Annotated in this window: 9 protein-coding genes; 6 read left to right on the top strand and 3 right to left on the bottom strand. The window is 56.7% G+C overall.

The window, feature by feature from the left end:
* Positions 1–336 precede the first annotated feature (336 nt).
* Entirely contained in the window at positions 337–2,394 is a 2,058-nt protein-coding gene (locus Pla100_RS07365) for a M28 family peptidase (protein WP_146577018.1), read from the bottom strand.
* A 289-nt stretch (positions 2,395–2,683) separates the two neighbouring features.
* Here Pla100_RS07365 and rnc point away from each other — a divergent pair, with 289 nt between their 5' ends.
* On the top strand, positions 2,684–3,592 hold the full coding sequence (gene rnc / locus Pla100_RS07360) for a ribonuclease III (protein WP_146577017.1): 909 nt from the start codon (positions 2,684–2,686) through the stop codon (positions 3,590–3,592).
* A 318-nt stretch (positions 3,593–3,910) separates the two neighbouring features.
* Here the strand turns inward: rnc and Pla100_RS07355 are convergent, their stop codons facing one another.
* A complete protein-coding gene (locus Pla100_RS07355) occupies positions 3,911–4,732 on the bottom strand; it encodes a hypothetical protein (protein WP_146577016.1) in 822 nt (273 codons plus the stop codon).
* Between the two features lie 60 nt (positions 4,733–4,792).
* On the bottom strand, positions 4,793–6,703 hold the full coding sequence (locus Pla100_RS07350; RefSeq protein WP_231602801.1) for a TolC family protein: 1,911 nt from the start codon (positions 6,701–6,703) through the stop codon (positions 4,793–4,795).
* Positions 6,704–6,984: 281 nt separating this feature from the next.
* On the opposite strand from Pla100_RS07350, the gene Pla100_RS07345 reads away from it, so the two are divergent.
* The 5 genes from Pla100_RS07345 to Pla100_RS07325 are packed head-to-tail and all read left to right on the top strand — an operon-like array spanning position 6,985 to position 13,613.
* The gene (locus Pla100_RS07345; RefSeq protein ID WP_146577015.1) at positions 6,985–9,294 is read left to right on the top strand and encodes an ATP-binding cassette domain-containing protein; all 2,310 of its coding nucleotides are present in this window, start codon (positions 6,985–6,987) and stop codon (positions 9,292–9,294) included.
* Between the two features lie 5 nt (positions 9,295–9,299).
* Positions 9,300–10,805, top strand: a complete 1,506-nt coding sequence (locus tag Pla100_RS07340) for an HlyD family secretion protein (RefSeq protein WP_231602800.1) — start codon at positions 9,300–9,302, stop codon at positions 10,803–10,805.
* 6 nt (positions 10,806–10,811) lie between these two features.
* Complete coding sequence (locus Pla100_RS07335; RefSeq protein WP_146577014.1) at positions 10,812–11,936, top strand: Gfo/Idh/MocA family protein; 1,125 nt, start codon at positions 10,812–10,814, stop codon at positions 11,934–11,936.
* A gap of 57 nt (positions 11,937–11,993) precedes the next feature.
* On the top strand, positions 11,994–12,311 hold the full coding sequence (locus Pla100_RS07330; RefSeq protein ID WP_146577013.1) for a P-II family nitrogen regulator: 318 nt from the start codon (positions 11,994–11,996) through the stop codon (positions 12,309–12,311).
* 42 nt (positions 12,312–12,353) lie between these two features.
* Entirely contained in the window at positions 12,354–13,613 is a 1,260-nt protein-coding gene (locus tag Pla100_RS07325) for a protein kinase domain-containing protein (protein ID WP_146577012.1), read from the top strand.
* Positions 13,614–13,630 lie beyond the last annotated feature (17 nt).

Genomic DNA, 13,630 nt, shown 5'->3' with positions numbered 1-13,630 from the left:
TCCTCGCCCCTATGCGAACTCTCTCCTGGCCGCGATCCCGTGGTGGTGAAGTGAGACGGTCACTTCGTGAGATTTTGGTCGCGGTCGAAACAGTCAGAATTGTGTCAATCGAGGTCATTGGCGGCAAGAGCGATCCATGTCGTTTTTGACCTCACGTGAATATTCTTTTCAAAATACTTCTCAAAGAGTCGCCAAAACTGACGTTTTTTGAGAAGTCCTCTAAGCGGCCGCAAAGCACCCTAGCGTAAGTTTGTAGGCTTAACGCACGTAGCCGTAGTGCTCCCAAACGCTCGGTGCTCCGAGTCTCGGAGAGACTCGCCTGCGTGTGCTTTGCAGCTAACGGGCACGCAACGTCACGTCCAATTTCAAAACTTCATCACCGCGTCTCACCTCCAGGGGCAGTTTGTCCCCGGGGGATCGTCGTCGCAATTGTTCGAAAAGGGCATCCAGTTGCGTGATTGGTTTTCCTCCAACGGCGACCAAACGGTCACCGGCGAGCAAGCCAGCCGCTTCGGCAGGTCCGTCGGCGAGAATTGACGAGAACACCACCTCGGCCGGTTGTTGAGACAGTTGCACCCCCATGAAAACCGTCAACTGACGACGAATCTGGACGTTGTTTTCTGTCTGGTTGTATACCGGACGCTCGGGAATTGTCGCCAATCGCTCGCTGACCTGACAGATCATATCGGTTATCCGACGCATGCCATCCAGGTTTAGTTTCTCAAAATCGTCACTGGGCCGGTGATAATCCGAATGCAAACCTGTAAAAAAGAACAGGACCGGAACGCCTGCCCCGTAGAAAGAGGCGTGATCGCTGGGGCCGTATCCACTTCCGATTCGGTCAAGCTTGAATCCGGCTTTGGAGTTTGCTTCGTCCAGAATCGTATCCATGACATCAGCCGACTCGGTGCCATAGACGGTCAGCTCGTTGTCGAGTAACCGGCCGACCATGTCCATGTTGATCATCGCGACGGTTTTGGTGATGGGAAAGCGAGGTTGCTCGACGTAGTGTTGGCTGCCAAGCAATCCGCGTTCTTCACCCGTGAAGGCAATGAAGACGACGCGGCGGCGATTGGGAATCGAGGGCAGCGACTTGGATAAACATTCGGCGACGCGCAGCATCACCGCCGTCCCGCTCGCGTTGTCATCAGCGCCGTTATGTACGGCAACCGTTCCGGGGGCCAATGAACCGTATCCGCCTGTGCCGACGTGATCGTAATGGGCACCGATCACAATCGTTTCGTCACTTAGTTCACCGGCACCCTCGAGGGTGCCGATCACGTTCGGGCTGGGAACGATCGCCGCAGTCAGGTCCACTTGCATCTTGGCTCGGATGCCGGGGATCGCAAAACTGTCGGGCTGGAACGTCGTATCGATCCGTTGGGTAACTTGCTTGAGAGTTCGAGACTCACCACCGTTTGCCGCCGTAGCGAGTTGAACCCAACGGTCGGCAATTGGTCGGGATACGGCGATCACGGGAACCGGCGGAAGGCGAGTTTTCTTGTTCGTGTTGGGATCGATACTAGGAACCTGTCCGCCTTGGGGTTGGTCGCCAGCTTCGGACATCCCCATCAGCCCGTCTCGAGCGGTTTGAACTTCGAGTTCCAACGATTGGTAGGACTCCCGAGCCAGATTCAATTGGTCTTCCAGTTTTTTGCGGATATTGATCGCTTCGGCGGGCAACTGGGTAAGTTGTTTCTCAATGGCTTCACGACGTTGCACCTCGGCTTGGCGTCGACTTTCGACCTGGGCAATCATTCGCTCGGTGCTCGCCGAATCGTTGACCAAGATGATCCCGATCGCTCCCGCGTCGATGGCGGTCGCGACTTTGGTTTGAAAGAACGCATGCCGAGTATTCTCCTTTCCATCGAAAGGACTATCTGGATTTTCGGGGCCCGGTTCTTTGCGAAGCATGACGACGATTTTTCCCCGGACATCGACGCCCGCATAATCGTCGTATTGGAGTTTCTCCGCTTGCACGCCATAGCCGACCCAGATCATCTCGGCCTCGGCTTGGCCGCTGGCCACTCCGATCGCCATCGGCGTGAAGTCTTTGGCTAGTTCGAGTGCATCACGCCCAGAGTCTCCGGTCGCGAGCAAATAGTTTTTTGCGACGTCCCCGATTTGGCGACCGATGGGTATGTCGACCGATTGCAACGGTCCGCCGTCGAAGAGATTCGTATCGAGTCCGATTTGTTCAAAGCGTTCGGCAAGAAATTGCGCCGCCAAATGAATCGTCGGATCGATACTGCTGCGACCTTGCAATTCGTCGCTAGTCAGGAAACTCAGATCGGCGTTCAAGTCAGCCCGCGCGTCCCGGTGGATGATCAGCGAACCGGCCGAAAAAATCACTAGAAAGAATGCGAGTCGCGGCATCGTATTGTCATACGTCATGAGAAATTGAATCGTTGAGGTATCTTAAGGGACCAGGGAAGCGAACACATTGGCGGCAATTTAGAAACCTGAAAAATGCTTCACGTCCTGCCCCGCTCGGGGTAGTCTCAAGAAGCCTGCTTTGTTAGTCTAGCGAAGTTACCCCAGTCACTCACCGGTGGCCGAAAGTATCTTTCGGCCACCGGCGCGGGACTGAAGCATGGCGAATTCAATTCAATTCGCTTCCTTCGTTCAAAAAAATGGTTATCGCGTGCCCGCATCAGATCATGATACGGATCCGGTTGACGATATGTCGTCACCCTCGGATCCTTCTACCCGCTCACCTTCGGCGACCGATCAATCGTCGTCGTTTTCACCAAGCGACGAGTCGCTCGCTGGTCCCGGCCAGTTCGTAGCTGACCCTGGTTCATCCGATTCGGGCTCGGTTCGACTGATCGATTCCGGCACACCTGATCAGGTATTTGCGGACTCGCAAACCAAGCTGAAACGCTGCGAAGAAATTCTGCAGTATTCGTTCCGTGACCAATCCTTGTTGCAATCGGCGTTAACGCACGCGTCGGGTGCGGCGAACCGTTTGGCGAGCAACGAGCGATTGGAATTTCTCGGCGACGCGATTCTTGGAATGACCGTTTGCGAATGGTTGTTCGAGGAATACCCAGAGTATTCCGAGGGCGACTTAACGAAAATCAAATCCGCCGTCGTCAGCCGCCGCTCTTGCGGACGGACGGCATGCAAGTTGGGACTCGACGAATGCTTGATCGTCGGTCGTGGCGTGACTCGCAACCGAAGCTACCCGCGATCGCTCGTCAGCGACGTGTTCGAATCGATCATCGCGGCCTTGTACCTCGACGGCGGAGCGGAGGTCGTTCGCGATCGTTTAAAACGATGGTTGCAAGAGGAAGTCCGGATCGCCGTCGACACACAAGGCTCCGGCAACCACAAATCGGTTTTGCAACAGTACGCCCAGCGGGAACTCGCCGCGACTCCGGTGTACAAAATGGTGCGCGAGAGCGGTCCCGACCATCGCAAGGCGTTCTTGATCGGGGCGGTCATCGGCAAAGAAGTCTTTCCACCGGCTTGGGGCAACAACAAGAAGGACGCCGAACAACGAGCGGCCGCCAACGCGCTAGCCACCCTGCACAAACAGCCGATTCCGCATTCCGGCGACGAGCAAGGTGAAGGATCGCGTGAACATTAATTCTTGCATTGTAAGAGTGGCATAGGCGTCCAGCCTTTTTATACCCCACATCTTTTTTGACCCCCGCGAGCTCGTCTCGTGGGTGAATAAGGTTCGCAAGCTAGACAACGACGCCCTCCCAACCTTCCGATTTTCACTTGTGCTCGCCGCTTGAAGCGGCGAGCACAAGTGAAAATCGGAAGGTTGGGGGAGTTGCGGCTTGTATCTAGCTTGCTAACCTCGGCTTCCTGCCGGACGAGCCGGCAGGGGAGCAATACATGAGGACTTGAGGGATATAATACGGCTGGTAGCCTATGCCACTTACTGTTCACGCGATGCTCAGTATTTCGACGCACCTGCGAAGAACGCCCCCGCGATGGCACCGCAAACGACCGCCAAAGCGAGACGTTTCCATGTCCCCTCTTTTCGTTTGAAGGCGAAAACGAACAAGTACAGGATCGTCAATGACAATAGGCCTTCTTTTCGGTCGGTTCGAAAGGCCAAAGCGATCATGCTCAGGACCGCGCCGATGGCAACCATCAAGAATGCCGAACCGCCCAGGTTCAAGAACATCCGCATCGGGCTGAAGTCGATCGCCTCGGCTCTGCGTGAGGCGTTGACCGCGATCACGGCGATCGTCGTAGCGCTGCCCAGAATGAACAGCACCAACGCCAACATCCACGGTGGCATACCCGCGTTCTTGATCATTCGGTCTTGCAACGCTTGCGTCCGCGCCATGTCTTTTTCGGCCCGCATCAACGCCATCGTGCCCGCATCGATGTCAACGCCGGCAACCAAGTGAGCCTGCATTCGCTCACCCGTTTGTTGGTTGAAGCCACATTTCATGCACAGCACAGCGCCGGTCGCCATCTCGGCGTTGCAGGCCGGACAGATTGACGTAACTTGGCGATCCATGCCTTCTTCGGCAAACAAGTCGTCCATGGAGGATCGCGGAGCGGCTGCGGGGGTCGGAGCGGGCCGGGAAGCGACCGGTTTGGCAACACCCGGCTTGGCAGCCACGGGTGACGCGGCTGCCGGTTTGGACGGTCCATCGGGAATCCGCACCGGTTGGCTACACCCTGGACACTTGACCGCTTTGCCAGCCAGTTCGTCGCGAACGCTGAGAGATTTTCCGCAACGACATTGAATTGCGATGGGCATAGAAACAAAACTCGTGCAATGGATCGATAAGAACTGAAGGACGGACCTCCAGTGTTGTGATCAAGGCGCTGGAACCGTCGGGGGCGATGGGGGTGTGAAGAGCACCGGAAACTCGTAAGCCAAAGCCGCAGTGTAATCCGCTCGGGCGATGAAGTAGTCCAATTTCGCTACCATTAATTCGCTGGCCGCTTCGATCGCGATTTGTTCGCGTAAGAAAACCGCCAACAGGTCACTTTCGCCTAATTCGAACTTACGCCGCTCGATCTGGGCGAGTTCTTCGGAAATTTCAACCGCATCGGTGATGGCTTCCACGCGAGCGTAGGCGGCATCGAGTGCGGCGGCGGCGTTTTGAACTTCGGTGGAAATCTTCTCGACCGTGAACTGCCGTTTGGCTTCGATTTGACCGATCTTCGCCCGTGCCGAACGCATCTTGCCGAACCCTTTACGGCGTTGGACGGGCAATTCGAACTCCATCCCGATTTCCAGCTCCAGTTCCGACTTGTCGCGTTTGTTGCTGGTTGGCTCCCCGAGGTCTTGGGACACGTTGGAGAACGCATCGAGAACCGGCTTGGTCTCGTTGAACGCTTCGGCGAGATCCACACGAACGCGACGGATCATCAAGTCCATGCTGACCAATTCCGGACGGTTCCGGACGGCGTAGTTGATGTCGTCTTCCAATTGCGAGATGTCATATGGAAGGATCGGCGGGAATTCGGCCAATTCGTTTTCCGTCGGCGTCAAGGGCATGGCGTTCTCGTCGCGCAGAAACAATGACAATTTGACGGCGGATTGAATTAGTTTTCGCTCCAGGTCGATCAGTTTGCCTTGCCGTTGGATGATCGCCCGCCGGTTGTCCGCCAGATCCGGTTCGCCCAAATCGCCCTCCTCGACGCGTCGTTGGATTTGTTGGTTGCGGCGTTGGGCCAATTCCAATGCGGCTTTACCGATTTGGTACTGCTGCCCGGCGGCCACCCATTCCCAGTAAAACAGAGTCGCATCACGAATCGTGCCGATCACTTCTTGGCGAATCGCCGGTTCGGCGAGTTGGCGGTCGTAGGTCGCCCGCCACAATTCCGCCCGTCGCCGGTCGATGTCGTGGTCGCGTAACAGCGGCACGTTGAAACCGGTCTTGAGCTCGCCACCTTCGTTGGTTTGGCGTTCAAGATACCACGGTTCGAACACGCCCCGCCCGATCCGGTAGGAGGCATACACGTCGGCACCGTTATAAAGCGGCTGATACACGCCTCCGCCGTGTTGATAGTTTTCGTAGAAACCGAGTGATTGGTTTTCCGTGCGGGCTTTTAGTTTGGTGTCGAATTCGCCCCAGGCGGCGATTTGGTCGCCAGCGGTGCGGTCGCGTTCCAAATAGGCCACTTCGAGCAACGGAAAGAAGCTTTGAACCGAAGCAACAACTTGGTCCAACGGTAAACCGAGACCGGCATCGGCATCCCCGGCTCGCAGCGGCGGGGGTAGCAACCGCGGCATCGGCAAATTCTCGTCAGCCGAATCTGCTTCAGCGTCGTCCCGATTGGGCAGCTTGGGATCGATATTTCCGCCGGGCGGTTTGAGTTCTTCGATCGAAACGGCGTCGACCTTCGCCTCGGCGGCCTCCGCTGCGGCGGCCGGGAGCGTTTGAGCAGTTTCGACGGGCAGTTCGGCTGAGGTCAAGCGAAACGGAGAATCCGCAAGGAACATTTCGTCATCGTGGCGGCGACTTTCAGTCGCCGAATCTGCGGCATCCACCGCACCTACCGCTGCCCCACCCGTCGCTGTCGGGCCCGTTTTGCCCGCAGCCGCAGCAACGGCCGCCGAGACCGCAATGGGGGTTTGTTGCACCGCAACGGCTTTCATCGGCTGCGTCGACCGACATCCCGCAGTCGAAACGCAAACCCACACCGCCAACATGCAAACGCGTGTCCAATGTCGTAACAATTGTGGGCTGGCCATCGAGTCCATCTTGACGGATTCCATTCCGTGATTTCAAACGCGCAAAACTTCCAACAATAAGGAGGTCTGCCCGGAACTTTCGGCACATTTGAACGCGTTTTCGTACTCGAAATGCCGTGAGAAACGGTTATAACGGCGACTCGCTCATGGTTTTGAAGATCGTTCCGGTTAGGCAAAATCGCTGTCCGGACTGAACCGATAGGCATACTATTGAACGAGCGAAACGGTTGCCCGTCCGATAAACTTGATGGGGCTTTTTAAAGGTTCCGCTCTGATGGATTCGCCACCCTTGCCCTAACGACTTCATGAGCAACTCCGCTTTCCCATCTGGTTCCGAACCTGACAATGACTCAGGCTCATTCTCGCGTGATTCAACGCCGAGCGGGAATTCGTTCTCCGGCGGAGGACTGGCGTTTCAGCGGCGATTGGCGTCCGAGGGCGCGTTGACGTTGGAACTGTTGGTTCGTGAACGCGTCAAAATGGAACGGACCACGGTCCAGCGGATGTTCCACCAGACGCTCGAACGCCACGAAGGGGCTTTGCCGGCGGATTGGTGGCAAATTTTTACGGAGTCCGCTTCGGCGTTGCAACTCCGCCCGGCGGTGCTCGACTGCAGCGTCGATCAAGTTTTGCGGTTGATCAACGACGGTGCCGATGTCGTGCTGTTCGACATAGGCGACGAAGCCCGTGCTCGGTCTTTAGACAAGGCATCTAGCGTTCGGCCAACGTCGGATCGCGATGGCGAGGAAGGGTCGATCGCCCAGTGGATCCTGTTGAGTCACGATGCCAAAGGCCGTGCACTGTTTTGGGAATCCAGCCGCAACGAGTACAAGACGATCAATTCGGCGCGGCGTTTGCGCAGCCGTTTGAGTCAAATGACCGAGGACGAGCGGATTCGCTGCGTCGCGTTTGATTGGCGGGAGGTGTCGATTCAAGCAACCAATAGTTCCGGCCCGCCGATGAAACCGATTGCCCGGGTGGTGCAATTGCTTCGACCAGAATGGTCGGACATTTGGCTGGTGATCGTTTTCGCTTTCGTTGTCGGCTTGTTCTCTTTGGCTACCCCGATCGCGGTGGAGTCGCTCGTCAATACGGTCGCCTTCGGCAACTACCTGCAACCGGTGCTCGTGTTGTCGTTGATTTTGTTGCTATTCCTAAGTCTTAGCGCCGCAATCATGACGCTCGAGACATATGTGGTCGAAATTATCCAGCAACGATTGTTCGCTCGAATCGCGGGCGACTTGGCGCATCGACTACCGCGTGTGGCGACGGAGGAAAATGAAGGAAAGTATTTACCCGAATTGACCAATCGGTTTTTTGACGTCGTCAGCGTTCAGAAGATCTCAGCGTCGCTATTGCTCGACGGTGTGACGTTGATCATGAGCATGTCCATCGGGATGGTGGTGCTCGGGTTTTACCACCCTTTCTTGCTCGGCTTCGACGCTTTGCTACTTTCGGCGATCGTGTTCTTGATCGTGGTATTGGGCCGCGGTGCGGTGAAGACGGCGGTGAAGGAATCCAAGAGCAAATACTACATGGCCGCATGGCTCGAGGATGTGGCTCGGTGCCAATCGACGTTCCACACCGCATCGGGCAAACGGCTCGCCGCGAGTCGCTCGGATCGTTTGGTTCACGACTATCTTATCAATCGCAAAAAGCATTTCCGCGTGCTGTTGCGTCAGGTGATCTTCGCTCTGAGCCTGCAAGCGATCGCGAGCACGGTGTTGCTGGGGCTGGGAGGTTATCTCGTCGTCATTCGCGAACTGACCCTCGGTCAATTGGTCGCTGCGGAATTGATCGTTGCTGTGATCGTCGGTGCGTTCGCCAAGATGGGCAAACACTTCGAGAGTTTTTACGATCTGCTCGCTTCGGTCGACAAGCTTGGCGCCCTCTTTGATTTGCCATTGGCCAGCCAGGGCGGCACGCTGCACTGTGGCAGCGACGAACCGATGAAGATCGAGCTGGACCGAGTGACTTACAGTCGAAAGGGAAAGAAGCCCGCGTTTGCCCCGTTGACCGCTACTTTGCCGCCCGCCTCATCGACGGCCATCATCGGTCCGGCCGGTTCCGGTAAATCCACACTCTTGGACCTGATCTACGGATCGCGACGCCCCACCGCCGGCATTGTCGAGATCAACGGATCGCAACCAAGCGAATTGCAATCGGACGACTTTTGGAACCACGTCGAGATCGTACGCGACGGCGAAGTATTCGCCTCGACGATTGATGAAAACATCCACGTGCAACGGACCTACGTTTCCGGCCTCGAAGTCGAAAACGCCCTCAAGGCGGTCGGATTGGACAAAACGATCAATAGCCTCCCCGAAGGCGTACAGACGCACCTCACCAGTAGCGGGGCACCGTTGGCGTCCAACCAAGTCCGGCTTTTGCTACTGGCTCGTGCAATCGCCGAACGACCTAATTTATTATTGATCGACGGCGTTCTGGACTCGCTCAGCGATGACGAAGCCGAGTCGATTTTGGAATATTTATTGCGAGACGATCATGGATGGACCCTGGTCATCGCGACCGGTCGCCGGTGGATCGCCGAACGCTGTGACCATTCGATTCAATTGCCACTGAGCACGGTGGCACAAACCCTTGCGACGAACTAAAGAAGATGGCTACTACCACCAAACCTGAAGACGCCGCAGTCGTCCAGTCGCCGATCAGCGACCAGCCCGCCATCACACCACGAAGGCGGGGGACAATGATCTTGCCTGAAGCCTACGACGAGCGGGCGATGCCATCGTTGAAGCTAACTCGTTCCTCCCGCCGGGCTCGGCGGATAGGACGGATCTTGACGTTTATGATCGTGATCGGCTCATTCCTAGTCGTCTTTGCACCCTGGCAGCAGTCCGTCCGAGGCACCGGCAGCGTTATCGCTTACACGCCGCGAGACCGAACGCAAACGATCGAATCACCAACCAAAGGTCGAATCGTTTCGTGGGGCGACAATATCTTCGAAAATGCCCATGTCACCGAAGGGCAAATCATTGCCGAGATCCGCGATTTGGACGAGTCATACGCGGAACGCCTGTTGTCGCAACTCGAAGCCGCTCGAAGCCAAGCCGATCAGGTTCAAAATGTTGTCGAAGCCAGCCAACGAAATCTAGTCAACGCCAAAGCGATGGCCGAGACCATTCGTGCTCAGGTGCAAACCTACCGAAGCGTGAAGGATCAAACCGTCGCCGCCGCCGAAGCGGGAGTCGAGGCCGCCCGGGCGAAAATCGCTTCTCAAGAACAAAAACTTGCCGAGGTTCAAGCAACCTTGTCACAAGCGGCCACCGATTACGAACGCCAAAAAACACTGTTCGATGAACGGATCGCGTCGCAACTAAAATTCCAGCAGGCCGAGCAAAAGTTCAATGAAGCGAAAGCGAAGGTGGCACAAGCCGAAGCCGACGTGATGGCCGCGCAGTCCGCACTTGCGGAAAAGCAACGCGACCGAGACGCCAAAGAACAGAAAGCACAAGCCGATATTGAGTATGCCACCTCGACGCTTAATAAAGCCGAAGGTGACGTCGCCAAGAGCGAAAGTGAAATCGCCAAAGCCATGTCAGACCTTCAAAAGTCAAAGACCGAAGTTTTCAAAGCCGAAACGGCACTCGCCCGGCAAGACAACCAAACGATCCGCGCACCCTTTGACGGCTTCTTGACCCAGATCATGCCCAATCAAGGTAGCGCGGTCTTGAAAGAAGGCGATCCGATTTGTGTGATCGTTCCTGATACGTCCGACCGAGCCGTGCAAGTTTGGCTCGACGGAAACGACGCTCCGTTGGTTACCCCCGGTCGTCATGTGCGTTTGCAATTCGAAGGATGGCCGGCGGTTCAGTTTGCCGGCTGGCCCTCCGTTGCGGTGGGGACTTTCGGTGGCGAAGTCGTCTCCATCGATGCGACCGACGACGGCAAAGGCAAGTTTCGAGTCCTCGTTCAAGCCGAAGAGGACGGTGATTGGCCGGATGAACGATTTCTCCGTCAGGGTGTTCGGGCCAACGGATGGGTCTTGCTCGAACGTGTTCCGCTGTGGTTCGAGATTTGGCGAAACATGAATGGATTCCCGCCCATGCTCGAGGAAGAAGCCAAGTACGACAACAAAGCCAAGCCGCCAAAAGTGAAACTATAGGCCTCAATGAATGCTTCTCGAGTTCGCTTCGCCGTCATGGGCACGGGGCGCGTGACGCGGCGGTTGATCGCGGATATTCAATCCACCGCTGGCGCGACCGTCACTGCGATCGCGTCGCGGTCCGCCGATCGGGCTCGTTGGCAGGCCGATTGTTTTGGTATCCCAAACGCAGTTTGTGGTTACGACGAACTGCTTCGGCGGGACGACTTCGATGCTGTTTATGTCGCGCTGCCTCCCTCGTTACACCACGAATGGACGCTGGCCAGTTGCGACGCCGGCAAACACGTTTTGTGTGAAAAACCATTAGCCGTGAATGCCGATCAGGTCGGGGAGATGATCGATGCGGCGGAAACGCGCGACGTGAGGTTGCTCGACGCAACGGCATGGTTGCACCATGATCGTACCGGCCAGTTTCGCCAGTGGCTCGATCCGGACCGGACGACGCCACTATCGGATGCGGAGGATTTTGGTGTCAGTGACGAACCGGATGAGGAACCCACCGAACCGTCATTCCGGTTGGGACCTTTGCGTCATCTCAGCGCCGCGGTGTCCTTTCGCAGCCCTTTCCAAAACGGCGACCACCGACTCGATCCGGATTTGGGCGGCGGCTGTTTGCTCGACCTCGGTTGGTACGCGGCAGGGCTGATTCGATTTGCCGCAGGACGCTTACCGCAGCAAGTTTACGCTGATGCGGTGGATCGAGAGGGAGTCCTCACGCGGGTCTCCGCAACGATGCAATTTAGTAACGATTTGACCGCGACATTGTCGTGTGGGTTCGATACGGCGACTCGAAAATGGTGCGAGATCGCTGGCGAAGACGCCTCGATCGTTTGCGACGATTTCACCCGTCCATGGCCCGATAAGCCCGCCCGCAGTTGGGTTCACGAAGCTTCTGGAAAAGTTCACAGCATGGTCGAGCCGACCGTGCCGACCGACGGAGCGCCGTCGGTTTGTCACCAGGAACGCAACATGATCGGCGAATTCATGCGTCGGATCCGCCTCGGACGGATCGACGAAGCCGAGCGGCAGTCGCACGAGCAGGCTTGGCAAACGCAGCGAATTTTGGACGCATTGGCCGAATCGATCTCCGTCGGCGGCCCCGTGAAATTGGCCGTCGCCTCGGTGACGTGACTCGTCCGGCGGGATAGAATCGACGGTCTTCCAACACCCTCCGCGAGAGACCCGTCTATGATAATGGTTCAAGCAATCATCCAGCCGATCCGGTTGTCGACGGTCCGATCGGCGCTTGAAGAGGCGGGATACAGCGAAACGATGGTCAGCGATGCGACCGGATACGGACGTCAACGTGGCCAAACCGCGATGTTTCGTGGGAATGAATACCGGATCGATCTGTTGCGAAAAGTGATTCTGGAGGTCGTCATCGACGAAGACGACCTAGACGAAGTCATTGAGATTATCCGAGCCTCCGCTCGCACCGGCACCCGTGGCGAAATCGGCGACGGAAAGATTTTCGTTTTGCCGGTCGCTGACGCCATCCCGATTTAGAGCCTATCCGCTTTCTTCACTCCGGCCACCGGACGACGTTCGATGAAATTGTTAGTCGCCGACGACAACCCCGTTTGGCGAAAGCTGATCGAAGCCGCCGTCGTCCCTTGGGGCTACCGAGTGATCGTCGCCGAGAACGGTCGCCAAGCTCTCGACGCGCTGCGGTCCGACGACCCGCCTAGGTTAGCACTGTTGGATTGGCAGATGCCGGAAATTGAAGGTGTTGAAATATGTCGTCAAATCAAACAGGACCCCGACCACCCCTTCACCTATGTGATCTTGTTGACCAGTCGAGACCGCGACGAAGATATGATCGCGGGTTTGGACGCGGGTGCCGACGATTATCTGACTAAGCCGATCGTGGCAGCCATGCTCAAGAGTCGCTTGGCTGCGGCCAAACGAATCGTCGAAGCCGTCCCGCCGGTGCAATGGACTAAGCCTCAGGTTGACGATTTTGAAATCGAAAAGATCATCGGTCGGGGCGCGTTCGCGACCGTGTGGCGGGCCCGCCATCTCGTGACGGGCAAGTTGGCGGCCGTGAAAATTATCCGCGCCGATCTTGCCACCGACACGGTCTTCGAAAGGTTTGCCCGAGAAGTCGACGCGATGCGAAAGATGGATCATCCGGGGATCGCCCAGATCTACGCCAGCCGTCTGGATCGCGAGTCGGCGTACTACGCGATGGAGTTGATCGACGGCCGTTCGCTCGGTCACTACGTCGCCAACGAAAACCCAAAAGCAACTCGGATCATCGAAATGCACGCGTCGATTTGCGACGCCCTCCACCATGCCCATCAACGCGGCATTATTCATCGCGATGTCAAACCGTCCAATGTGATGGTGACCGAGCAAGGACACCCGAAGCTGGTTGATTTCGGTCTTTGCAAGTCGATGTTCGTTCCCGACCGGAATCTCTCTTCGTCGACGACGATCGAAGGGGCTGTGTTGGGAACGCCCATGTTCATGTCGCCCGAACAAGCTCGCGGCGAACTGGACAAGGTGGACCATCGAAGCGACTTGTACGCGATCGCGACAATGTTGTATTTGTTCCTATTGCGTGAGCATCCGCACGGCGCGAATATGATTGGACGCGACGAGATGATTCAAACGATCGCCACCACGCCTGCGATACGCGCCCGATCAATCAACGAAAAGTTCAATCCGAATCTCGACGACCTACTCGCCAAGTGCCTCGCGTCCGAACCGGATGAGCGTTTTCAAACCGCAGGCGAATTAGCCGCCGCGCTTCGGTCGTTCTTACATGAACGTCGGATTTCGATTGAACCGAAGACGAACGCGTAAGGACAATTCAAACTCTG

Origin of the sequence: Neorhodopirellula pilleata, from assembly GCF_007859915.1 — a bacterium.
GTDB classification, from domain to species: Bacteria; Planctomycetota; Planctomycetia; order Pirellulales; family Pirellulaceae; genus Rhodopirellula; species Rhodopirellula pilleata.
Note: the sequence above shows the minus strand (reverse complement) of the source record. Positions and strands in the feature narration are given on the sequence as shown.